The sequence below is a fragment of the Ensifer sp. 22521 genome (assembly GCF_052044795.1).
Classification (GTDB): Bacteria; Pseudomonadota; Alphaproteobacteria; order Rhizobiales; family Rhizobiaceae; genus Ensifer.
Window position 1 is genome coordinate 88,708 of the sequence record NZ_JBQENM010000008.1, and the last position, 23,028, is coordinate 111,735.

At 61.1% G+C, this 23,028-nt stretch carries 25 protein-coding genes; 12 read left to right on the forward strand and 13 right to left on the reverse strand.

What is annotated here, in order from left to right:
* Positions 1-12: 12 nt before the first annotated feature.
* The 3 genes from ACTJKE_RS13770 to ACTJKE_RS13780 all read right to left on the reverse strand — a co-directional run bounded on the left by ACTJKE_RS13770 (position 13) and on the right by ACTJKE_RS13780 (position 2,323).
* On the reverse strand, positions 13-486 hold the full coding sequence (locus ACTJKE_RS13770; RefSeq protein WP_057255606.1) for a methyltransferase family protein: 474 nt from the start codon (positions 484-486) through the stop codon (positions 13-15).
* Positions 487-489: 3 nt separating this feature from the next.
* Positions 490-1,500: a DUF1624 domain-containing protein gene (locus ACTJKE_RS13775; protein ID WP_112995926.1), complete on the reverse strand. Its 1,011-nt coding sequence runs from the start codon at positions 1,498-1,500 to the stop codon at positions 490-492.
* A gap of 130 nt (positions 1,501-1,630) precedes the next feature.
* A complete protein-coding gene (locus ACTJKE_RS13780) occupies positions 1,631-2,323 on the reverse strand; it encodes a DUF599 domain-containing protein (protein ID WP_058328549.1) in 693 nt (230 codons plus the stop codon).
* 748 nt (positions 2,324-3,071) lie between these two features.
* Between ACTJKE_RS13780 and ACTJKE_RS13785 the strand changes: the two genes are divergently transcribed.
* Both ACTJKE_RS13785 and ACTJKE_RS13790 read left to right on the forward strand, forming a co-directional pair.
* Positions 3,072-4,472, forward strand: a complete 1,401-nt coding sequence (locus tag ACTJKE_RS13785) for an L-serine ammonia-lyase (protein WP_057255609.1) — start codon at positions 3,072-3,074, stop codon at positions 4,470-4,472.
* Between the two features lie 74 nt (positions 4,473-4,546).
* On the forward strand, positions 4,547-4,984 hold the full coding sequence (locus tag ACTJKE_RS13790) for a DUF1489 family protein (RefSeq protein WP_057255610.1): 438 nt from the start codon (positions 4,547-4,549) through the stop codon (positions 4,982-4,984).
* A gap of 126 nt (positions 4,985-5,110) precedes the next feature.
* On the opposite strand, the gene ACTJKE_RS13795 is transcribed toward ACTJKE_RS13790, so the two are convergent.
* From ACTJKE_RS13795 to ACTJKE_RS13820, 6 genes are all read right to left on the reverse strand, one after another.
* On the reverse strand, positions 5,111-5,380 hold the full coding sequence (locus ACTJKE_RS13795; protein ID WP_058320548.1) for a hypothetical protein: 270 nt from the start codon (positions 5,378-5,380) through the stop codon (positions 5,111-5,113).
* Positions 5,381-5,458: 78 nt separating this feature from the next.
* Positions 5,459-6,991 carry an SPOR domain-containing protein gene (locus tag ACTJKE_RS13800; RefSeq protein WP_058320549.1) on the reverse strand — a complete coding sequence of 511 codons (1,533 nt, stop codon included), beginning with the start codon at positions 6,989-6,991 and terminating at the stop codon, positions 5,459-5,461.
* Positions 6,992-7,173: 182 nt separating this feature from the next.
* Positions 7,174-7,902, reverse strand: a complete 729-nt coding sequence (locus ACTJKE_RS13805) for a hypothetical protein (RefSeq protein WP_058320550.1) — start codon at positions 7,900-7,902, stop codon at positions 7,174-7,176.
* Positions 7,903-8,233: 331 nt separating this feature from the next.
* Positions 8,234-8,842 (reverse strand): transglutaminase-like cysteine peptidase, encoded by a 609-nt coding sequence (locus ACTJKE_RS13810; protein ID WP_058328550.1) that lies wholly within the window; start codon positions 8,840-8,842, stop codon positions 8,234-8,236.
* A 680-nt stretch (positions 8,843-9,522) separates the two neighbouring features.
* Positions 9,523-10,131, reverse strand: coding sequence for a PilZ domain-containing protein (locus ACTJKE_RS13815; protein ID WP_057255615.1), 609 nt, complete (start codon positions 10,129-10,131; stop codon positions 9,523-9,525).
* A gap of 108 nt (positions 10,132-10,239) precedes the next feature.
* Positions 10,240-10,866: a PAS domain-containing protein gene (locus ACTJKE_RS13820; protein ID WP_063891421.1), complete on the reverse strand. Its 627-nt coding sequence runs from the start codon at positions 10,864-10,866 to the stop codon at positions 10,240-10,242.
* Between the two features lie 361 nt (positions 10,867-11,227).
* Between ACTJKE_RS13820 and ACTJKE_RS13825 the strand changes: the two genes are divergently transcribed.
* Together ACTJKE_RS13825 and ACTJKE_RS13830 are read left to right on the forward strand one after the other, a co-directional pair.
* Positions 11,228-11,959 (forward strand): rhomboid family intramembrane serine protease, encoded by a 732-nt coding sequence (locus ACTJKE_RS13825; protein WP_440639705.1) that lies wholly within the window; start codon positions 11,228-11,230, stop codon positions 11,957-11,959.
* Positions 11,960-12,222: 263 nt separating this feature from the next.
* Positions 12,223-12,651 (forward strand): CBS domain-containing protein, encoded by a 429-nt coding sequence (locus tag ACTJKE_RS13830; RefSeq protein ID WP_057255618.1) that lies wholly within the window; start codon positions 12,223-12,225, stop codon positions 12,649-12,651.
* Between the two features lie 299 nt (positions 12,652-12,950).
* On the opposite strand, the gene ACTJKE_RS13835 is transcribed toward ACTJKE_RS13830, so the two are convergent.
* The 3 genes from ACTJKE_RS13835 to folE form a co-directional block, all read right to left on the reverse strand.
* Entirely contained in the window at positions 12,951-13,916 is a 966-nt protein-coding gene (locus ACTJKE_RS13835) for a patatin-like phospholipase family protein (protein WP_057255619.1), read from the reverse strand.
* Positions 13,917-14,314: 398 nt separating this feature from the next.
* Positions 14,315-14,767, reverse strand: coding sequence for a phosphoribosyl-AMP cyclohydrolase (gene hisI / locus ACTJKE_RS13840; RefSeq protein WP_057255620.1), 453 nt, complete (start codon positions 14,765-14,767; stop codon positions 14,315-14,317).
* A gap of 24 nt (positions 14,768-14,791) precedes the next feature.
* On the reverse strand, positions 14,792-15,409 hold the full coding sequence (gene folE / locus ACTJKE_RS13845; RefSeq protein WP_057255621.1) for a GTP cyclohydrolase I FolE: 618 nt from the start codon (positions 15,407-15,409) through the stop codon (positions 14,792-14,794).
* Between the two features lie 340 nt (positions 15,410-15,749).
* Here folE and ACTJKE_RS13850 point away from each other — a divergent pair, with 340 nt between their 5' ends.
* The 6 genes from ACTJKE_RS13850 (at position 15,750) to ACTJKE_RS13875 (ending at position 20,673) form a co-directional block, all read left to right on the forward strand.
* Positions 15,750-16,196 carry an iron-sulfur cluster assembly scaffold protein gene (locus tag ACTJKE_RS13850; protein WP_057255622.1) on the forward strand — a complete coding sequence of 149 codons (447 nt, stop codon included), beginning with the start codon at positions 15,750-15,752 and terminating at the stop codon, positions 16,194-16,196.
* A 1-nt stretch (position 16,197) separates the two neighbouring features.
* On the forward strand, positions 16,198-16,572 hold the full coding sequence (yidD, locus tag ACTJKE_RS13855) for a membrane protein insertion efficiency factor YidD (RefSeq protein ID WP_057255623.1): 375 nt from the start codon (positions 16,198-16,200) through the stop codon (positions 16,570-16,572).
* A complete protein-coding gene (locus tag ACTJKE_RS13860) occupies positions 16,569-16,997 on the forward strand; it encodes a DUF2267 domain-containing protein (protein ID WP_057255624.1) in 429 nt (142 codons plus the stop codon). Before yidD ends, ACTJKE_RS13860 begins: the two co-directional genes overlap by 4 nt.
* Positions 16,998-17,008: 11 nt before the next feature.
* Positions 17,009-17,548: a DUF1697 domain-containing protein gene (locus tag ACTJKE_RS13865; RefSeq protein WP_057255625.1), complete on the forward strand. Its 540-nt coding sequence runs from the start codon at positions 17,009-17,011 to the stop codon at positions 17,546-17,548.
* Between the two features lie 223 nt (positions 17,549-17,771).
* Complete coding sequence (gene thrS / locus ACTJKE_RS13870) at positions 17,772-19,754, forward strand: threonine--tRNA ligase (RefSeq protein ID WP_440691922.1); 1,983 nt, start codon at positions 17,772-17,774, stop codon at positions 19,752-19,754.
* Between the two features lie 79 nt (positions 19,755-19,833).
* The gene (locus tag ACTJKE_RS13875; RefSeq protein WP_058328570.1) at positions 19,834-20,673 is read left to right on the forward strand and encodes a lysophospholipid acyltransferase family protein; all 840 of its coding nucleotides are present in this window, start codon (positions 19,834-19,836) and stop codon (positions 20,671-20,673) included.
* Positions 20,674-20,707: 34 nt separating this feature from the next.
* On the opposite strand, the gene ACTJKE_RS13880 is transcribed toward ACTJKE_RS13875, so the two are convergent.
* Entirely contained in the window at positions 20,708-21,718 is a 1,011-nt protein-coding gene (locus ACTJKE_RS13880; RefSeq protein ID WP_093232361.1) for a hypothetical protein, read from the reverse strand.
* A 100-nt stretch (positions 21,719-21,818) separates the two neighbouring features.
* On the opposite strand from ACTJKE_RS13880, the gene ACTJKE_RS13885 reads away from it, so the two are divergent.
* Both ACTJKE_RS13885 and ACTJKE_RS13890 read left to right on the forward strand, forming a co-directional pair.
* On the forward strand, positions 21,819-22,403 hold the full coding sequence (locus ACTJKE_RS13885) for a nitroreductase family protein (RefSeq protein ID WP_057255628.1): 585 nt from the start codon (positions 21,819-21,821) through the stop codon (positions 22,401-22,403).
* Entirely contained in the window at positions 22,403-23,005 is a 603-nt protein-coding gene (locus ACTJKE_RS13890; protein WP_057255629.1) for a flavin reductase family protein, read from the forward strand. Before ACTJKE_RS13885 ends, ACTJKE_RS13890 begins: the two co-directional genes overlap by 1 nt.
* Positions 23,006-23,028 lie beyond the last annotated feature (23 nt).

Genomic DNA, 23,028 nt, shown 5'->3' on the forward strand with positions numbered 1-23,028 from the left:
GCGGTCTTTTGGTCAGATCCAGCGGCTGGTGTGCCGGCAATAACGCTCGAACTCGAAGCCGAAGCGCGACAGCAGATGCCGCTCTTCGTTGCGAATGGCAAAGACGGTCGTCAGCATCACCGCTGCGATCGCCGTGATGAAGAACCAAGGATTGAGCGTCGCCAGACCGAAGCCGACCATCATCAGGGTGTAGCCGAGATAGATCGGGTTGCGTGTGAAGCGGAAGGGGCCGTAGGTGACGAGGCAGGTCGCCGACCGGTAGGGCATGACGGCCGTGTGCCGGTCGAGCAAGGTCTTGACTGCCCAGAGATCCAGCCAGATGGCGACGATGATCAGTGTGCCGCCGCTGATCCAGGGAAACCAGCTGTGTCCGTGTGCGACGGGGATGGGGGAATATCGCGCCAGAACAAGGGCCGCGAGCGTGGCGACGCCGTAGAGCAGGGCGGGCCACGGGAAATTCAGCGGCTTGGCACGATAGGCATTCATGTCCTAGTCCCCTGATTGCACGTCCATTGTGCACTGTCGCGCGATTCGCGCAATGCGTTCATCGGTGCTGACGTTGATCTCTCCCCTGTTCAGGCTATCGAACAGGTTCTGTTGTACCAGAAGGTCGAGCGTACAGCCGCAGAAGGCCTCGCACGGCACGGCCGGGTTCCCCTGGTTGCAGGCCGCGACGCAATTGCTGCGGTAGGCTTGCTTGGGATCCGGCAATGTCGGCGGTGAAATCAGCGAGAAGAGATAGACCAGTCCGATGAGCACGGGCTGGTGAATGAGGTATATGGCCAGACTGTGACGGCCGCCGAAGACGAGCGGGCTCATCCACAGCTTGCCCTTGCCACCTGTGGACGGACGGTTTGCGAGGACCGCGACGAGCCGCGCATGGAAGAGCTTGGCTGCGGCAAGGCCGAAGAGGAAAGGCCCGAGCCACGGCAGCAGCGGCACATAGTCGTTGGAGCGCGCGAAGGTTTCCGACAGTCCGACCCACCAGAGCCAGGGTGCATCGAAGGCCGGCGAGCGCAAATAGAAGGGTGCCGCGATGGCTGCTGCCGCCGCAACAAGGGAAACGACGGCGGGAAGCCGCAGGAAGACAAGGCCGATCACGCTTGCCGCGGCGATCGCATGCAGGATGCCGAAGAAGATGAAGGTGTCCGGGAACGCGAAATAGGTCGCGGTCGTGATCAGCGCTGCCGCACCGGCGATTTTGGCAAAGCGCCGCATGAACGCGTCGAGGCGAAGCTTCGGCCATTGTCCGAGCACAAGGCTGTACCCGGCGAGAAACAGGAAGCTGCTGGCGATGAGCCGGGCAAAGATCTTCCAGCCGCCGGTGCCGGCGGTTCCCGCGGCGACGTAGCCGAAGAACTCGAGATCCCAGACGAAATGATAGGTAGCCATGGCGAGCAGTGCCACGCCGCGCGCGACGTCGATGAAGGCGAGCCGCCCCCGTGCGGCAGATTGAGCCGGTATCGGTGTCGTCGGTGAAGTCACATTGCTGTCGGACATGGGCATTCGCCATCCTGTGGGCGTGAAGAAGAGTGCCATGTTTGGCTTGTGCCAAACACGCGTCGTTGGCTGATGGTGGAAGTGGTCAGGCCTGGTCTGTTTCCGTTCAGCGCGATGGGCGCGCATGCTGTCAGGGCGTTGCGTCCGGCAGCAGCGCCGCGCGTGCCTCCGAGAAGAACTGCCTGCGGGTCAGCACAAAGATGACGAAGACGGTGAGCCCGACGAAGACATAGGGGCTGATGAACCAGCCGAGATATCCGATCGACAGGAAAATCGCCCGAAGCCCGGCGTTGAAGTGCTTGGCGGCCAGCACGTTCATGCGGATCGCCCGTTCGGCTGCCTTCTCCGCCGCCTGCAGGTCGCGTTGCATGTCGGCGGTCATTGGAATGCCGCCCATCAGGATCGAGCAATAGTTGAACAGCCGGTAGGACCAGCCGAACTTGAAGAAGGAATAGCCGAAGAGACAGGTGAGGCCACCGACCTTCAGCTCGAACGCGGTCCGACCGCCATGGAAGACATAGGGCATGTCCGCGAAGATCACTTGCACCTGTTCGGTTGCGCCGAGCAGAGCGAAGCAGCCACCGAGGGCGAAGATCGTCGTCGAGGCAAAGAAGGCGGTGCCGGCCTGCAGCCCCGCGATGATCTGCGTATCGATCATCTTCAGATCGCGGTTGAGCGAATTGCGGATCCAGCGGCCACGATGCTCGTTCATGAGGCGGGTGAGACTCACCCGCTTGAAGCCGCGCGTGCCGTCGGTCGCCCAGCTGAAACCCGCCCAAAGCAGGATAAACACGACAAGCGCTATGTAATCTTCGAAGGTCATACACGTGTTTTTGGCATGGCTTTTGGAAAATGCAAGGTGGGCGCGGCGGCGCGGGAATCGACGGCGCGTCAACTACTGTGATGAAATTGCGGCGGAATTTTTCTCCGCTCCCGCCGGCCAATTGCGCGGTTTTCACCAGCTTAGTGTACTGAGCGGCGAGGGCCTGACACCTTTCCGCCATATTTCCCCATTGCGCAGTAACACTTTCTTCAATATGCAAGGCCCCAGACGCGGGCACCCAATGTGCTGCTCGCGGCCGTTGAGAGTGTTTTCGGAGACATCATGGACAATACAATTCAGAAATCTTGCTGGGGCGTAACTGCACGCGCCGTGGCTGGTTTCGCTGGCGTTCTTGTTCTTGCTTATCTTTTCGGCGGCCTTTGATATCTGGTATCTAGAAAAGACCACTGATTGACGGCGCGGCTTCCCAAAAGCCGCGCCGTTTTTGATTCCAGGCAGCCAATCTCGACACCCCGGAGCCTTTGCGGGATGACAATGTCGCACGGATGGGATCGAATGTCGGTTGACCGCCTGACCGTCTGCTATGGGATCGCTTAGGCTTCGTTCCTATATTTGTTGCGGATTTCCTTAAATCGGTGCCGATCTGAGGATAAAATCGCGCAGTAAATATGAGGATAGCGCGCCGGTTCGCACAGACCGTGAAGCGTGATATCGAGGCAATCGTGAATGCGGTGCTCGGGCAATCATGCCGGTGCGCCGCGAGTCAGTCTCCGGGGCAGGCAAACTTATGTTTCTTTCCGTCTTCGACGTGTTCAAGATCGGTATCGGGCCTTCGAGCTCGCATACGATGGGGCCGATGTCGGCCGCCAACCGCTTTCTCGAACTCATTCTTTCCGACGACTGGCCGCGCCCGTCCCATGCTGCCGTTGCGGCGATCAAGGTCAGCCTGCACGGTTCGCTGGCCCATACCGGTATCGGCCACGGCACGGGCAGGGCGGTTGTCCTTGGTCTCGTCGGCGAACGCCCCGACCTGGTCGATCCTGATCGCATGGACGGCTTGATCGACGAGGTCGAGCGCAGCGGCCGCATTTCGCCGCCGGGACATCCGTCCTATGAATTCCAGCCGAAGACGGACCTGGTCTTCGACAAGAAGGTGCCGCTGCCCGGCCATGCCAACGGCATGTCCTTCTCCGCGTTCGACCGCGACGGCCGGCTGCTGCTGAAGCGGATCTATTATTCGATCGGCGGCGGCTTCGTCGTGACCGATACGGAACTCGAGGCGATGCGTGCCTCGAAGAACAAGGCGGCCGGCGTCAAGGTGCCATTCCCGTTCTCGTCGGCCCAGGAGATGCTGGACATGGCGGCCCGCTCCGGGATGACGATCGCCCAGATGAAACGGGCGAACGAAGAAGCGACCATGTCGCCGGATGAGCTGAATGCCGGGCTCGACCGCATCTGGGGCGCGATGAGCAACTGTATCGACCGTGGGCTGAGCCAGGAGGGCATCATGCCCGGTGGCTTGAAGGTCCGCCGCCGCGCACGCTCGATCCACGACAAGCTGCAGGAAGAATGGCGCTCCAACAAGACCAACCCGCTGCTCGCCAACGACTGGCTGAGCGTCTACGCGATGGCGGTCAATGAAGAGAATGCCGCCGGCGGCCGCGTCGTCACGTCGCCGACCAACGGTGCAGCAGGCGTCGTCCCCGCCACTATCCGCTACTACATGCATTTCCATGACGACGCGGATCAGGAGGGCATCCGCGACTATCTGCTGACGGCTGCCGCAATCGGTGGCATCATCAAGCACAACGCCTCGATCTCCGGTGCCGAGGTCGGCTGTCAGGGTGAGGTCGGCTCAGCGTCCGCCATGGCCGCTGCCGGCCTTGCTGCCGTCATGGGCGGTACGCCCGAGCAGATCGAAAATGCCGCCGAGATCGCACTCGAGCACCACCTCGGCATGACCTGTGATCCGGTCGCCGGCCTGGTTCAGGTTCCGTGCATCGAGCGCAACGCGCTCGGTGCGGTCAAGGCGGTGACGGCAGCCTCGCTGGCGCTCAAGGGCGACGGTAAGCATTTTGTGCCGCTCGATGCCTGCATCGAGACGATGCGCCAAACCGGCGTCGACATGAACGAGAAGTACAAGGAAACATCGACCGGCGGTCTCGCGGTCAACGTCGTCGAATGTTGAGCCGCCACGGTGATTGTGGATGAACAGCGTCTGGCCGCTTGACCGCAACGGCCGGACGGGTGTTCAAAACAGCTATGTCTCTGCATCTCATAAAGCTCTGCGTCGGAGCGGAATCGATCGAGGACCTGCGCGAATGGGTTTCGCGCAAGGCTATGGCCGCCATGGCCGCTGGCCTCGAGCCCCATTCCTTCCACACGACCCGCATGGTGCCGAAACGGGTGGAGGAACTGCTGAGCGGCGGTTCGCTCTACTGGGTGATCAAGGGGACCGTGCAGGCGCGACAGTCCTTGATCGGTATCGAAACCTTCACGGATGGCGAGGGTATCGGCCGCTGCAATCTGCTGCTTGGCCCTGAAGTGGTCGAGACGGAGTTGCAGCCGCGGCGTGCCTTCCAGGGCTGGCGCTATCTCACCGACAAGGATGCGCCGCGCGACCTTGCGTCGCTTTCCGGTGGCGGTGCCGAGATGCCGCTCGAGCTGCGCCGCGAATTGGCGGAACTCGGACTTCTCTAATCTTCAATATGGATGACCTGACGACCCATCACAGGGCAGGTTGCGATGCTGGCACGCGCATGGTTGCGGCGGTGTCGCAACAAGAAAAAAGGCGGCACAGGCCGCCTTTCGGAATTTCATGAACGTTCAGGTGATCCGCATTTTCAGGGGATGGCGCCGGTTCGGCCCCGTCACGTGAAGATGAATGCCGGCACGCGGCTGCGTCGACCGCCAGGCGCGGGCGCCGTGCGTCAGGAGCATCCCGACCAGATCGCGCGTCTTCGCCTTCGATCGGTTCAGCCCGAGATCGGCAATGCGCATGGCCGCCTCGTGCAGGGGATGCAGGTTGATGCGCGACGGCTTGGCGCGCCGTCCCGGCAGCGGGGTGACACCCGGAACGTTTTCGTTCATCGCCATGATTAACCTCGTTACGCTGTACAAATCCGAGGAAGGAGGCCGGAAAACAAACACATCCGGCCGCCAAATCTTTTGACCTTACTGCTGGCTCGCCCAGCAGGAGATGCCTTTCTTCTTCAGGGCCTTGCAGGCATTGACCGCTGCATTCTGGTCGTCGAAGCCGCCGAAACGGGCGCGATAGACCTGGCCGAAAGCGACAGTGAAGGGTTTTGCATCGCGAAGTGCCTTGCCGCCCTTGTCCTTGGCGTTGCCGAGAAGGGTCATGGCCTGATCCTTGTCCGGCGTTGCGCCGATCTGGATGACCCAGCCCTGCGGCTGCGCCGGCATCGGTTCGGCTTTTGCGGCTTCGGCCGGTTCGGCCTTCGCAACCGCGTCGGCCTTCTTCGGAACGGAATTGGTGATCTGGGTGTCAACCATGCCGGCGGCGACAGGCTGACGGAGTTTCAGGCTCTGTGCGTCGAGCGTGTTGGGAACGATCTTCGGGGAAAGAACGGGGTTGTCCGACGCGCGCTTGTTGCCGGCATAGGCCATCTGTACGCTGCTCGCGCTTTCGCCGTTATAGCGGATGCCAGGAACCGGTCCGGTGTTGGGCAGGTCGTGACCGCTGGCCGCGGCCGCGACGACAGGCGTATCCGCAACGGGAGCCGCCTCTGCAACCTGGGTCTCTTCAGCCGGAACGGGAGTAGGCTTGGTCTCGGCAATCAGATTGCCGTCGCCACGCCGCGATGCCGACGGCATGTACTTGGCGACGAGCCGGCGCATCTGCGCATCACGGCTGGCGCCGGAGCTGCCGCCCATGACGACGGCGACGATGCTGCGACCCTCGAGCTGAGCCGAGGTCACGAGATTGAAGCCCGACGCGCGGGTGTAACCGGTCTTGATGCCATCCACGCCGCGGACATTGCCGAGCAGGCGGTTGTGATTGCCGATCGTCTGCTTGCCGAAACGGAAGCTGCGGGTGGAGAAGTAATCGTAATACTGCGGAAAATGCTGGCGAAGCGCGAGGCCGAGACGAGCCTGGTCGCGCGCGGTCGTGCGCTGTTCCGGGTCGGGCAGGCCGTTGGCATTGCGATAGGTCGTGCGCGTCATGCCGAGCGCCCGGGCCTTGTTCGTCATCATGCGGGCAAAACGCTGCTCCGAACCGCCGAGATATTCACCGAGCGCCGTCGACGCATCGTTGGCCGAGCGGGTGACGAGCGAAAGGATCGCCTGTTCGACGGTGATCGACTGTCCGGCACGCACACCAAGCTTCGATGGCGGCTCGGCGGAAGCGTTTTTCGAAAAGGGGATGGAGGTGGACTTCGTGATCCGACCGGCTTCGAGCGCTTCGAAGGTCAGATAGAGCGTCATCATCTTGGTGAGAGACGCGGGATAGCGCAGTTCGTCGGCATCCTCGCCGTAAAGAATCTTGCCGGTCTTGGCATCGACGACGATGCCCGAATATTTCGGATTGGCATAGTTCGAGGCGGCGAAGGCCGGTGCGGCAAAGGCGGCCGATGCAATGGCGCCCGCAAGGACGACCCGTCCTACCATCTTTGAAAGAGCACCGAACGGGCGCTTCGCGAGATCAAAAAAACCGGATTGGGACACTACGCTACTCTTTATTCTCATGTCATGGGGTTGTCCGGACGCCGCCTCCGGGAACGACCGTTCTCGAGACAGTATCGGCATAGCGTTACCAATCGGTTTATGATGAATGATTGGTTTCCGGAATCGAACGCATTTGTACAAGGGCGATGCCGGTGTAGCGCAATGGTGCGGCAGGCTGCCTGCACCACACCAGTTAGACGAAATCAGGGCACGAGACGGTTTTTGACGAAGGCGGTGATCGCTTGGTCGATTTCGCGCCACTGCGGCAGCAGTTTGTTGGAGAATCTGTAGAGCACGGCGAGGTCCTTTCCGGCGTGAATGTCGCGCTGGCAATCGGCGCTGGTCGAGATGGATTGTGGGCCGAGGCAGCGCACCACGTAGGGCGCCTGGGTGCTCGTCTCAGCGGTAAAGAACACTTCGCCCGCATAGCTGGATGTCGGCTTGACTGCGTGCTCCGTCAGCCCGGCCGGGCCAGCCGTGGGCGCGCCGTCGAAGACCTGCGAATAGATCGGCTCCAGCCGCCCGGACATGTCGCGCGACATCGTGCTTTGGGAAATCTGCAGGAAAAGGAGGCTTTCGGGTGCGTCAACATTGTTGAAGAGTGCCCGGCTCCGGGCGCTGTAACCTTCGAGCCCCGGCCAGGTCAGGTAGAGATCGACGCGCTCGACGATCGAGGTGGCTCGTTGTGCCTCGAAGCGGATCATGTTGGCCGGCAGGCGCAAGTGATCCTGGCCGATGAAGATGTCGAAAAGCTCGTTGCTCGCGGTGTGGCCGGCAAGGGCGAGGTTTTCGCCGAACCAGCGCCCTGCAAATGAGATGGCAGCGGTCAGCGCCGCAAGCACCGCGACCGCTGCCATCACCCGGTAGACGAAGCCGGGCGACAGCAGCGGTCGGAGCTCCGGTTCGTGAATGTCGTTTGAAGAGCTGCTCATCGTTGGGCTGTCCCGTCGCGATGGCCGAACCCCGGCGGTCCGTTGTTCGGCTCACGCATTCCCGCGCATCGTAGGATGGACGACGTCGCTTGCCCGACGCTGGTCGAGGATGGTTAATTTTCTGTGAATTCCCCCTCGAGCTGCGAAACATCAAAAACTTAAAGAAAGATCGCGACACGGTTTAGCGCCGGGAATGCCGGTCATAAAAACGGCCGGTTCCGAGGGACGCGGAACCGGCCGAGGCTCGGTCTGGACGGGGATGTTTATGACCGGTGCCCTGGAATGGTGGAGGCTGCTGCGAAAGGCGCGCCGCCTCCGATGTCTTCTGTGCTTACTGCGTCCGTACGCTGCCGACGGCGACGGTGCGGCCGTCCTGGAGCTTGACCCAGCGACCGGAGTGTTCGGTCGATTGGCGCTTGAGGTAGGTGTATTCGGTGTCCGACCACAGCAGCACCTTGTTGCGCATGTTGTCGAGAATGAAGTCGCCACGGTCAGTGCGCACGGTGAGAACGGCATGGCCATCACCGTTCGGTTGCAGAACGACGGTGATCAGGAGGTCCGACGGAGAGAAACCGTTCTCGATCAGTTTGCGGCGCTTCAAGAGGACATAGTCTTCACAGTCGCCAACCGTGTCCGGATAGGACCACTTCTCCTCGACGCCATGAATTTCCATGTCGGTCATCGGGGTGACCGCCTGATTGACGTCGTAGTTGACCTCGAGAATCTTCTGCCAGCCTTCGCGCGTCAGCATCATCGGGCCGCGGTCCTTACCGTTGGAGGTGCACTCCGACGGATAGATCTTGCAGAACTCGTAGTGACCGATCGGCGGGTTGGTTGCACCGGTGACGACCATGTTGGCCGGAAGCGCCAGCGCCGTTTCGATCAGACCGCCGGTGAAAAGGACCGCAACCGCGATCATCTTGGTGATTGTCTTGAGCATGATTGTCTCCCCGTTGTGGTTCGACAATGGCACAGACGTTTTTATCGCTCGCGAACTTGCGAACTAAAAACAAGTACAAATGAAAGTCGTATAAGAATAAAACAAGAATAGAATTTGATTTTTATTTAAATCGAATTTGAGTCAAATTTTATCGATTTCTCGACGGAGCGATCTTCCATTCATGTTTCCTTGACGATGTAAGCGATTGTAATCAATAGACCTATGCCGATCCGCAGAGCGACAGGAGCAGTGGCTGCCGGAAAATCGCGGTCGCGATGCGTCGCGCCAGGGGCGGATGACGTCGATCTTGTCGTCGCTTTTCGACTTCAAATAAGCGTCGCGCCTTGAATTTGTTCGAAAAAATATTTGCGGTCAGAAGTCGCGGTCGGATCGAGATGTTCCGAAATGAAGCAGTCGTCGTCAGCGAGGCGATGCCGGTCGCCCAGTCCGCGCGGACAGCGTCGTCGCGGCCCGTGGGGCAGGTCTACTGTGAAAGCCAAGGTTGGTTTCGTGCCGCAGGATCGGGCCAGCGATTGGCTGGTCTGTCGTTGCGCATATCGGGGCGGCCCGCAATCACGCGTAAGAAGTGGCGCGGAGCCTCAGGGGGCTGGTGCGCGATCGGGGTGACAAGGCAACGATCTTGATCGGGGTAGGCCAGTGAGGGTCGCGCGGACACGCCCTTAGAGGAATTCCGTCAATGCTTCGCGCGACTGTACGCCCGAGAACTCGATGGCGCAGCCTTCCTGGAAATGGCGAACGATCTTGCCCTTCATGTTGCCGAGCAGGACCGGGGTGCCGATCGGCGGGCGGTTCTCGATATCGACGGCCGCGCCGGAGAGCGAGAGGTCGATGATGCGGCAAGGGAATTTTTCGCCGGTGTCCAGCGTCAGCTCGGTTGACGTCTTGCGCGGCGCAAGGCGGTCGTGGCGCCGATCCTCGGGCAGACCGAGTTCGTGTTTGTTGGCGATCCAGGTGAGCTGCGCAGCCAACTTCTCGCGCTTGCGTTCGGTGGCGTTGAGCTGAATCACGAAGGCATCGTCGGCGATGCGCGACACGGTGCCTTCAAGGCGGCCGACATGGTCGATATAGGCGATGATGCGCTCACCCGCCCGCGGCCGTGCCGGGGAGGAAAGCAGCACGTCACCCGGCGACATGTCGACGGCGGTGCAATCATATTCGTCGCGATTGGCCAGCATCAGCCGTCCAGCAAGGTTCACGGAAACGCGCTGGAACGCACCTTCGTGATGCGGCTTCGGAGCGGTATTCTGAGCGTGCTGGAATGAGAACATGGTGACTCTGCATGACGTATTTTGGCAGGCAGAGTTTAGAACGTTCGGGTTAATAGAATGTTCGTCCTGCGGTTGGTCCGCGTGGCCAACCCGGGACAGCAGCAGCGATCATTCGCGTCGTCCGCCCTCCAGAATGCGAAGATGTCCGACGCGACGGGACTCTCCCAAAAACCCTTCGCCAGCGCGGGATTCTGCACGCGGGGAGACGTGTTCCACCGCCGGCTCTTCGCGAAACACGGCTGTGCGGTCGGGGTCGAGGATTTTCATGCCGGTGACGTCGAGGCCTTCCACCGATGTCGCATGCAACCAGTACGGGCGGGAAAGTGGCGAGAGCGCGCCAAGGATTCGGTCGCTTGCACCCTCGGTTGAGGCGAGCGGCAACAGCAGCATTTCGACCTCGACCTCGCGCGCATCGGCTGTGCGCCCCTTGGCGGACAGCATCACAGGCACCCGGTGCGTCATCACCTGGCCGGCGATGCGCTGCGTCTTGGCAGCCTGCGAGTTCAGCCACAGCATGCCGAATTGTCGCCCGCGCAGTTCAAGGCCGAAGAGTGCGCAGACATGGGTTCCCCCAAGACGAAACGAGATGCCGTTGCGATCACGCTCGAGAATGAACAGGTTGGGCAACAGTGCGCGGATGTCCCCCGGCTCGAGTTCGTCCCGACAGGGAAGGTCGCGCTTGCCGCGAATGGTGTTCCAGTATCGGAAAAGCTCCATGGTCGTCTTGCTGCGCATCTTGCGTTCATTCCATTTCTGCGGCCCGCTTGTGCCGGTCTGGCACATGTTTGGCCGATCATTGCGGTCTTGAGATCAATGGAGCGAAAAGCATGCCAGCTCGAAATTAAGGTTAACGAATGGTTTCGATTGCGCTGGAGCACTGCGACTGGCACTGAAAGACATGACTTCACGAAGCGTTGGCTTCGGCACTTGAACTGGAGCTCGGATCTGAGCTTGGCGACCGTTCAGTTTTTACTGGACGGTCTTTTTTTGTTTGCTTATGGCTGGTCGCCCCAGTCCGGTCCGAATCCCGCGATGTCATGCCATCGCCTCGATCGAATGCGATCGAACGGGCCAATCGATGGAGAAAGCAGCAACCATGGAACGAGATCAGACGGCAACGCCACCGGAGACGGACCGGGACAGCGCCGCCAGTCCGTCACGTGAGCCTGCCTTCAATCTGCCGGCCGGACTTACCGGCATTCTGCTGTTTCTGATCGCCATTCATGCCTTGCGCACCTATGTTCTGCCGCCTGCGATCGATCAGGAGATCATCTTCAACTTCGCCTTTCTGCCGGCGCGCTACGATCATCCCCTGGCCGAGCAGGGGCTCGCCTGGCTCTGGAGCCCCATTACCTATTCGTTCCTGCATGGCAGCTGGGAGCACCTGATCTTCAATATCTTCTGGATGGTCGCTTTCGGTGCGCCGTTCGTGCGCCGCATCGGCATGGGACGGCTTGCGGTATTCTGGTGCCTTTCGGCTGCGGCCGCAGTTGCGCTGCACACGGCATTTCACTGGGGCGAGATGATCGTGGTCGTCGGTGCCTCGGGCGTCGTTTCCGGTTTCATGGGCGCGGCGGCGCGCTTCGTCTTTTCGCCAAGCGGGCGGATCAGCCGGCAATTTGCCCATCTCAACCGGCGGCTGCCCGTCAGTGAGGCGCTGGCAAATCGCTCTGTCGTGATGTTCGCCGGGATCTGGTTCCTCACCAACTTTCTGATCGGGCTCGGCATGTTCACGCCTGAGGGGGCGGGTAGCATCGCCTGGGAAGCGCATATCGGCGGCTTCCTCTTCGGCTTCCTTCTCTTCGGCCTTTTCGACCCCCGCGACTGACGACGTCGAAAGATCGGCGGACGGCGCTTGTGAGCGCTTGATTTCCCCGGAGCGCTGGCGCACCATTTGTTACGGTCGCCGATTGTCGAAAGGCTAGGCGGCCCGTGAAGGCCGGGTATAGAAAGCCCGTCCGCGTCTGAGGAGCACGCGGGCAGGCGATCATAAGCGGCCAGGGTACAGGTTCCATCGCCCGACCGTACCGCACGAGAGACGGCTGGACCTTGCCCTGCCGACCCGGAGTTGTCGCAACGGGAGATGTGCGCATGTCAGTAAAAGCAATACTCGATGAAAAGGGTCGCAACGTCGTAACGGTCGGCCCGCAGATGACAGTCCAACAGGCTGCCATTCTCTTGCGTGACAATCATATCGGTGCGGTCATCATCGTCGATGCGGATGATCAGATCGCAGGCATCCTCACCGAGCGCGACATCGTCGCAGCGATCGCCAAGCAGGGAGCGACCTGTCTCGAAAGGTCGGTCGCGGCCGTCATGTGGCAAAATGTCTACTGCTGCACCGAGGAAATGTCCGTTCAGGCCCTGATGGAAATGATGAGCAAGCTCAGGGCCCGCCACCTGCCGGTCGAAAAAAATGGCCAGCTCGCCGGCATTGTTTCGATCGGCGACGTGATCAAACACCACATCCGTGCGATCGAGCACGAGACCGAGCAGATCAAGGCCTATATCGCCGGCTAAATGGGAAGGCAGCCTGCGCCGCCCCCTTATCCACCTCAGGTACTTTGCCCTGTTCGTGCCTACTGCATGTCTCCTTAAATCGACCTCGATTTAAGGACAAAGACATGCAGAAAATCAAAGTGCTGCAGCGACCTTTGCGTGTCTGATAAGGCGCGCGGCGCTGTAGCGATCGGGCGGCAAGGTCTTATGGCGCGATGCGGCCTGCTTGCGGTTCGCGACGCATTCCCCGTAATGGGACAACGACCCCGCGCACAATCGCTGCGCGGATAGCCCGCAACAGATCGACGGAAGATCGCTCGTCAGCGCACGAGGGCGTCCTGCATCCGGCGGATCTCCACGAGCTTGGCCTTCGCTTCGTGGTAGCCTCGGTCGATCGCCTCACCTGCACGGTGAAACTCCGATAGGCCGATATCGTTGAGCTTGGGGTGCAAAGCCAGGTCCGGAGGGTCGCCGGCAAGACGAGCACGGGAAATACGATCCTGGATGATGTTGAAGGCCTGAACCATCACGCCGGTCATGCCGAGGCGGGAGTGAAGGGTCGCTTCCTTTTCCTGCGCCGGGGCATCCGGCGTCCCCATGCCGGCGCTGTGTTTGACGACGGCTGAGCGGCCATAGAGCTCGTAGTTGAGGTTCACGGCGACGACGAGCTGCTGCTCGTGAGCGCGGCAGACAGAGACCGGGACGGGGTTGACGAGCGCGCCGTCGATGAGCGTGCGTCCGTTCGCCTTGATCGGCTCGAAGATGCCGGGCAAGGCGTAGGAAGCGCGGATCGCGGTGATGAGCGATCCTTTTTCGAGCCAAACCTCATGCCCACTATGCACTTCGGTCGCAACGGCAATGAATGGCCTGTCGAGGCTTTCGATGCTAAGTCCCTGCAGATGCTCCTGCATGCGCTTGGTCAGCCTCAGTCCGCCAAAGAGACCGCCGCCGCCAATAGCGAAATCGAGCAGTCCCGCAATCCGCCGGACGGTGAGGGAGCGTGCGAAGGTCTCGAGTTCGTCGAGCTTGCCGGCAAGATAGCAACCGCCGACGAGCGCGCCGATCGAGGTGCCCGCAATCATGCCAACTTCGATGCCTTCTTCGTCGAGCGCTCGCAGCACGCCGATATGGGCCCAGCCGCGCGCGGCGCCGCCCCCAAGGGCAATTGCGATCTTCGGTCTCTGCGGAGGTGTCGCAGGTTCTGGTGGTGTTGTTGAAATCGATGTGCCGTCCGGGCCGGACAGATCTGCAATCTGGTTGCTACGCGTAAAAGTCCAATTCAACATCCGGCACCTCCAACACCGCCGAATACTCCGCAGCGCGACACGTCGATGAAGATGCGCGAAGGTCGCTGTGGTAATTCACGACTGACTTAACTTTCAGGGATCGGATTCGATCCTGAAGGAACGCAATTTCTTGCACGCGTCCTGGGGAGGCTCCGCCAAGCCGGCGCAGGTGCCGGCCTCGTCCTGTCCATTGCTGAAAGACTGGCACCGTTCTTAGGTATATCACCGATCCCGTCGCCGATTGCGGCAGGATCGATAAACATTGGATACAGTTTGCAATACAGCCGGGAACGTTGCCGTTCCCTCGTAGCGCCGCATCCTTGCCAAAGGATTAGGCGCTCGCTTGGTTTCCAAAAGATAAATATAGCATGTGCCCGCACCAAAAAGATGCGCGATGCTTAATTTTTATCATAGATTTCTGCGGGGTCGAAGTGCCTATGGTCGTCGGTGATTTCGACCATGGCCTTGCCGTTTTCGGCGCCGACCATGCGGTAGAAGCAGGACCGGCGGCCGGTATGGCAGGTGGCGTCGTGACCGGCGACGGACACTTTCAACCAGATCGCATCCTGGTCGCAATCGGTGCGGATCTCCTTGACCGTCTGCAGGTTGCCGGAGCTTTCGCCCTTCTTCCAGAGGCTCTTGCGCGAACGGCTGTAATAGTGCGCGACACCCGTCTCGATCGTCAAAGCCAGGGCCTCGGCGTTCATGTGGGCGACCATCAAAAGCTCACCGTCCCGCGCATCCGTGACGACAGCCGTGATCAGCCCCTTTTCATCGAAGCGCGGGGTGAAGGCCGGACCGGTTTCCAGTTCAGCCTTGTTGGAGGAGGGAGCGTCGAAGGTGAGCGTCATGGAAAGGCTCCGTCTGTCGGAGCCTTACTTGAAGCCCCTGAGCATCGTCATGAACCGGGCCTGTTCAGCCGGTTCCGTCTGGAACGTACCCGTAAATGTGGTGGTTAGCGTTGTCGAGCCTTGCTTCTGCACGCCACGCATCGCCATGCACATATGTTCGGCTTCGATCATCACCGCGACGCCGCGCGGGGCAAGCGTTTCGTCGATCGCCTTGGCGATCTGCGCCGTCATCGATTCCTGCGTCTGCAGCCGGCGGCCATAGATATCGACCACCCGGGCGATCTTGGAAAGGCCGAGCACGCGGCCATTCGGCAGATAGGCGACATGCGCCTTGCCGATGATCGGCACCATGTGATGCTCGCAATGCGAATAGAACGGGATGTCCTTGACGAGTACCATGTCGTCGTAGCCGGCGACTTCCTCGAAGGTCCGTCCGAGTACGTCTTCGGCAGCGAGATCATAGCCGCTGAAAAGCTCGCGGTAGGACTTGGCGACGCGCGCCGGCGTGTCCAGCAGCCCTTCGCGTTCCGGGTCTTCACCGGCCCAGCGCAGGAGAACGCGCACGGCTTCCTCGGCCTCCTTCTGGGTCGGGCGGCCGCTCGCATCGTCGAGCACGGGAAAATTCTTCACTATGGCGTCCATAATGGCCTCTTTTAGCAATACGGGATTGCTTGACGTTTTATCTTTCGGACAACTCGCCACTGGCCATTCGCCTAACCCTGCAGGCTTGGGTTCCGTCGGCGGGCTCCGGGGCTTTCCGGTCCTGGCTTAGCAGTGCACTGGACCTTCCGGCACGGTTTCCCAAACAACAGGCGACATTGTTCCTCTTGCGGAACTGTCGCCCCAACACGACATAGCATATAGTATGGTGCCACAGAGATGAAAGAGGCGGAGCGTGTCGCGTCGTGCTTTTTTCCTGCCTACCGGAGAAAATCATGCGTCGATCACTCAAAACCGCGAAAAATCAGCCGGATCGCGTCAAATGATGGATGACATCTACAACAGCCGAATTCTCGAATTTGCCGGCAATATTCCGCGCATCGGAACGATTGCCGACGCCGACGCGGACGCGACCGCGCACTCGAAGCTCTGTGGTTCGAAAGTGCATATCTGGCTGAAGATGGACGGCGACGTGGTCACCGATTTTGCCCATGACGTGAAGGCCTGCGCGCTCGGCCAAGCCTCGTCCTCGATCATGGCGCGCCATGTCGTCGGCGCCGGCGCGGAAGAAATCCGACAGGCGCGCGCGGACATGCTTGCCATGTTGAAGGCGGACGGCGAGGGCCCATCCGGGCGCTTCGAGGATATGCGCTTCCTGCGTCCGGTGAAGGATTACAAGGCGCGTCACGCGTCGACGATGCTGACCTTTGATGCCGTCGTCGATGCCATCGAGCAGATCGAGGCCAAGCGACTGCTCGCGGCCGTCTGACATGTGCGGCGAACCGAATTGTCGGCATACGCCGGACAACGGTGCGAAGCCTGCAGTGCGTGGCCGAAACTGGGATGGTCCGTTTCGCAAGACGCCAGGGCGGCTGATCGGGATGACGCTGATCCGCGTCTATCAGCTCACGCTTTCGAGCTTCATCGGCAATTCGTGCCGGCACCTGCCGACCTGTTCGGAATACGGCTATGAGGCAATCGCCCGCCATGGCTTCTGGGCCGGAGGGTGGATGACGCTGTTTCGCGTGGCGCGCTGCGGCCCGGGCGGGACGCACGGCTTCGATCCGGTGCCGGAGCGGCTTGAAGCTCGCCTGACCTGGTACGCGCCGTGGCGCTACTGGCGGCCGCGGCCGAAGGCTGGATGACCCCCATGACCATGCCGATGGAATACCGTCAGGCCTCCGCGGATTTCGAGCGTTTCATCGTCGACGCGCGCGACCTTGCCGGGCTGCAGACGACGAACCAGGCCTACACGATGGTGCAGGCCGTGCTGCAGACGTTTCGCCGGCGGCTGGAGCTGGAGGATGCCATCCTGTTCGCGGATGTCTTGCCGCCGGTGCTACGCGCGATCTTCGTGGCTGAATGGGACCTCGAAGAACCGAGGGTCCCGTTTTCGGGCCGCATCGCCATGACCCGCGAGGTGCAGTCGCTGCGGCCGGATCACAATATTTCCCCCGACAGCGCCATTGCCGACGTGGCTGGCGCCTTGCGTCGCAACCTCGATGAGGTGAAGCTCGACCGGGTTCTTGCCCGGCTTCCGGCAGGCGCTGCCGATTTCTGGCGAGCCTGAAGGGAGGGTGGATGAACAGCTACGTTGCCTTGCTTTACAGCATTGTTCTTGGTGCCGGGCGACGTGTCGTGATGGTCGATCTCAGAGAGATGGCCGAAGGCCTCGGCTATCGCTCGCCGCGAACCCTGGTTGCGACAGGCAATCTCGTGTTCGAGACCGGACAAACGTCCATCGGCGACTTAGAATCGCCGCTTGAGAAGGCCTTCTCCGAGACATTCGGTCGGCATGTCGACATCATTGTTCGTTCCGGTGCCGGTTGGCTGAAGCTCGCGGCATCCAATCCATTTCACGACGAAGGCGAAGAGGATGCCACGCGCGTGCATGTCCGCGTGATGCGCGACCCGCTCACCGAACCCGCGCTCGAAGGACTTCAGCGTTACTGCGTCGCTGGGGAACGTCTGGCAATCGTTGACGGCGATCTCTGGGTGCATTTTCCCGGCAAGGCCAGCAAATCGAAACTGCTGGGTGCAATGACGACCAAGCGTTTGGGCATCGGGACGTTTCGCAACTGGAACACCGTCAAGGGGCTCGCCGAGATGCTGCGCGGCTAGGCTCTGTCGCAGCCTTCGCCTTTACTCACTTTCGAAAACCCTTTATCAGGCTACGGCGTGTTTTCCTGGGTCGTCTCGGCCTAGGGCAAAACATGCGGCAATCCAAAGCACTACAGCGACCTTTGCGCGTCTGACGGATGCGACGCTGTATCGTCAATTCACCGGTCGTTTCCGGTCAACCATACCACCCGCATTCGTTGGCGGGACTGGATAGGAGATCATCATGTCGAATCCTGTTTCCCTTACATTTCCAGATGGCTCGGTGCGCGAATATCCTTTCGGCACGACCGGCCGCGACGTGGCAGAATCGATTTCGAAATCGCTCGCCAAGAAGGCGGTCGCGATTGCGCTCGACGACGAGCTGCGCGACCTGTCCGATCCGGTGACCAATGGCCGGCTCGAGATCGTCGTGCGCGACGACAAGCGTTCGCTTGAGCTTATCCGTCACGATGCCGCACACGTGATGGCCGAGGCCGTGCAGGAACTGTGGCCGGGAACGCAGGTGACTATCGGTCCGGCCATCGACAATGGCTTCTACTACGACTTCGCCCGCAACGAGCCCTTCACGCCGGATGATCTGCCGCTCATCGAAAAGCGGATGAAGGAGATCATCGCCCGCAACAAGCCTTTCACCAAGGAAGTCTGGTCGCGCGAAAAGGCACGGCAGGTCTTTGCCGACAAGGGCGAGGCCTACAAGGTCGAGCTCGTCGATGCGATCCCCGAGGGACAGGATCTCAAGATCTATTACCAGGGCGACTGGTTCGATCTTTGCCGCGGTCCGCACATGGCCTCGACCGGTCAAATCGGCACCGCCTTCAAGCTGATGAAGGTGGCCGGCGCCTATTGGCGCGGCGACAGCAACAACGCGATGCTGACCCGCATCTACGGCACCGCCTGGCACACCCAGGAAGAGCTGGACCAGTATCTCCACGTGCTCGCCGAGGCCGAGAAGCGCGATCACCGCCGCCTTGGCCGCGAAATGGACCTGTTCCATTTCCAGGAAGAGGGTCCGGGCGTCGTCTTCTGGCACGGCAAGGGCTGGCGCATGTTCCAGACGCTGACGGCCTATATGCGCCGTCGGCTTGCGAACACCTACCAGGAAGTCAATGCGCCGCAGGTGCTCGACAAGTCGCTGTGGGAAACCTCGGGTCACTGGGGTTGGTACCGCGACAACATGTTCAAGGTGACGGTTGCCGGCGATGAAACCGACGACGATCGCGTCTTCGCGCTGAAGCCGATGAACTGCCCGGGCCATATCCAGATCTTCAAGCATGGCCTGAAGTCCTACCGCGAGCTTCCGGTTCGCCTGGCCGAATTCGGCAACGTTCACCGCTACGAGCCCTCCGGTGCTCTACACGGCCTGATGCGCGTGCGCGGCTTTACCCAGGACGATGCCCACGTCTTCTGCACCGACGAGCAGATGGCGGCTGAATGCCTGCGCATCAACGACCTCATCCTCTCGGTCTACGAGGACTTCGGCTTCAAGGAAGTGGTGGTCAAACTCTCCACCCGTCCGGACAAGCGCGTCGGCTCCGACGAGCTGTGGGATCGCGCCGAAAGCGTGATGATGGACGTGTTGAAGACGATCGAGGCGCAGTCGGAAGGCCGCATCAAGACTGGCATCCTGCCGGGCGAGGGCGCTTTCTACGGTCCGAAGTTCGAATACACGCTGAAGGACGCGATCGGCCGCGAATGGCAGTGCGGCACGACCCAGGTCGACTTCAACCTGCCAGAGCGGTTCGGTGCCTTCTATATCGACAAGGAATCGGAAAAGCGCCAGCCGGTGATGATCCACCGCGCCATCTGCGGTTCGATGGAGCGCTTCCTCGGGATCTTGATCGAGAACTTCGCCGGCCACATGCCGCTTTGGGTTTCGCCGCTGCAAGTGGTGGTCGCAACGATCACCTCGGAAGCCGACGACTATGGTCGCGAGGTTGCCGAGCTCCTGCGTGACGCCGGCCTCACCGTCGAGACCGACTTCCGCAACGAGAAGATCAACTACAAGGTCCGCGAACATTCGGTGACCAAGGTTCCGGTCATCGTTGTTTGCGGCAAGCGCGAAGCCGAAGAGCGTTCGGTCAACATCCGCCGTCTCGGCTCCCAGGCCCAGACCGCGATGTCGCTCGACGAGGCAATTTCCTCGCTCGCCTTCGAGGCGATGGCGCCGGATCTCAAGCGCAAGGCGGAAAAGAAAGCCCGGGGTTGAACCCCCGGGCACTTGCTTTGTCAGCAAACTGTCATATTAGCGGAATATCCGGATAAGATTATATCCATCGGAGATGTCCGTGCAGTTCAAAGAGCTGTCCTACGCCAATGAAAACGACCGGCGCCTGAAGCGCTGGTTCATTCGCTCCATCGAAGGTCTGTCGGGTCGCAATCGCTACGCAAAGCTTTACACGCGCTGGCGGTCCGACATCGTCGGCAAGAGCGATCGGGTCTTCGGCGAGATGCTGCAGCTCATCGATGTGAAGCTGCGAACCCAGGGTGAGTGGCCGCCGCGGCACTTGCCCGACACGCCGATCGTCATCATCGCCAATCATCCCTTCGGCATCGGCGACGGCATCGCTGTGCTGGCGCTTGCCGAACAGCTCGGCCGCCCGTTCCGTGTGCTCATCAACAACGAACTGCTGAAGGTGCCAGAAATGGCGCCCTATTCCTTGCCGGTGTCGTTCGAGGAGACGAAGGAGGCGCTCGCGGTCAACATGGCGACACGCCATGAGGCGCTGCGCCTGCTGAAGGAAGGTGTGACGATCGTGATCTTTCCCGCCGGCGGTGTGGCGACCGCGCCGAAGGGTTTCGGCCGCGCCGAGGACCTGCCCTGGAAGATCTTTCCGGCGAAGCTGATCCAGGCTGCGCGGGCGAGCGTCATCCCGATCTACTTCGAGGGACAGAACGGTCCCTTTTTCCACCTGGCGAGCAAGATTTCACTGACGTTGAGGCTGTCGCTGCTGATCCGCGAGTTCCGCCGTCTGTCCGGCACGACGATCGCAGCGCGCATCGGCCGTGTGCTGACGCCGGAGGACCTCGGTGCCTGTGGCGATCGCAAGGATTTGCTGGCCCGCATCTATGAAGCGGTCTTCTCCATGGCGCCGCCGCGCCGGCGGTTCATGAGACGGGTAGGCTGACGTAGCGTCAGTTGGTTGATGCTGGAAGAAGATCCTAGTCGGCCGCGTCGGAGATTGCGCCCGGATTGGTACTCGCGTCGTTGCCGCCGCTGCTGAGCAGCACTTCCACATCCGTGTTGACGCCGGCCTTCACGGTGAAGTCGCGTTCGTAGATCTTGTCCTTGTAGCGTGCGACGGCGGAGTAGCTGCCTTCGAGCAGAACCAGCGTCGGGAAGGCGCCGTTTTCTTCGTCCACCGTGTCGCCCGCGGACGTCAGGATCGTCCATGCGGTGTTGGCAATCGCTTCGCCGCCGGGCTCAGAGACGAGCTTGAGCGTCAGCTTGGCGGCGCGATGCTGGATGGTCGCTTCCGTCAGCTTGCCGGCTTCAACCTGGATGTCGGCGGCCGTCGAGGCGTTGGTGGCACCGTAACTCGAGGTCACATGATAGGTTCCGGCACCGAGTCGGATCACCGTATTCGGCTTCACATCCGACATGATGAGCGCCCGTTCGCCGTCGCTCTTGGTATCGGCAGAATAGACGGAGAAGCTGAGTTCGGCCGGTGGTATGCGCACATCGCTGCCGGAGACGGCGTTCAGCTTGATGCCGCCCGCATCCAGGACCAGAACCTGCTTTTCGAGCGTGCCTTCCTGGGGAACGCGGATCTTGCGTGTCGCGGACGCACGTCCGAAGGAAACGTTGACGAAATAATCGCCCGGCACGACGTTGAACGCCGTCGATCCACCTTCCGACGTTGCAAGAAGCGGCAGCTTGCCGTCGCTTCCGGGGATCGGGCTGAACACGCGCCAGGTCAGGCCGGCCTCGACGGGGGCGCCTTTCTCAGTGAGCAGCGCTTCGAGCTTGACATCCCTCAAGGTACCGTCGGCGATCGGATCCGTCGTCATTGGGCTGAAGCCCGTAAGCTTCGGCATCTTGCGCGGGCCGGCGATCGAAGGAAAGCTCTCGAAGGCCTGCGTTGCATCCTCAGCAAGCACGCTTCCTGCAGCAGCGCCGGCGACAAGGATCGCGAGTCCGGTTCTGAGGAAAATACGAGAGCATGCACGCATGAGAGCAGTTGACTTCCTGACTGAGTGACTCCACTTGGGACGCCGATATGGCATTTTCGTGGCTGCCGATGCTGCGGCAAATTAGTGGAATTCATCCGACATGAAAACCGAAATTAAGCTTGTTGATTATCTCGCGTCCCGTCGCTCGATCCCCGCATTCCAGATGGGCGAACCCGGCCCCAGCAAGGCCGAGGTCGAGGAGATGTTGAAGCTCGCCTCCCGCGTCCCGGACCACGGCAAGCTCGCACCCTGGCGCTTTATCGTCTACCGCGGTGAGGAGCGGGCGCGCATCAGCGCCGAGCTGAAGGCTATGGCGCTCGCAGTGAAGCCCGATCTCTCGGAAGAAATGATCAAGGTCGAGGAAACGCGGCTGACGCGGGCGCCGGTCGTGGTCGCCGTGGTCAGCACGGCTGCGCCGCACTTCAAGATTCCGGAATGGGAGCAACAGATGTCTGCCGGTGCCGTGTGCCTCAACCTGCTGATGGCCGCAAACGCACTTGGCTACGCCTCCAACTGGCTGACCGAATGGTTTGCCTTCGACGAGCGCGCCTATCCCTTGCTGGGCGTCAAGCCGGGTGAGAAGCCAGCCGGCTTCATTCATATCGGCACTGCGATGGTGCCGCCGACGGAGCGGCCGAGGCCCGAGCTTGAAGAGATCGTCACCTGGGTTGGCGAGGGCGCCTGATGTTCTACGATACGGCCTCGAATCGTCACGGCTTGCCGCATGACCCCTTCAAGGCCATCGTCTCGCCGCGGCCGATCGGTTGGATCGGCACGCGTGGGCGCGACGGTTCGCATAACCTCGCGCCCTATTCTTTCTTCAATGCCATCAGTGATCGGCCGAAGCTCGTGATGTTCTCATCGAGCGGCTACAAGGATTCGGTCCGCAACATCGAAGCAACCGGTGAGTTCACGGCGAGCTTCGCCAGCCGCAGTCTTGCCGAGGCTGTGAACAAGACGTCAATTCCCGCGCCGCACGGTGAGAGTGAATTCGAGATCGCCGGGCTCACGCCAGTCGACGGCACTCTGGTGAAGGCGCCGTTCGTCGGTGAGGCCTTTGCTGCGCTCGAGTGCCGGATGACGGAGATGTTTCAACCGAAGGGCCTGGATGGCGAAGTGTCCGACAACTATGTCGTCATCGGCCAGGTCGTCGGCATTCATATCCGCGAGGAAGCAATCCGCGATGGCCGCTTCGACATGGCGACGGTCAGGCCGCTCGCCCGTCTCGGCTACATGGACTATTGCGACGGCGGCGACGTCTTCCAGATGACACGCCCGACCCTCTGAGATCAGCGACTTTGCGCGCCTGA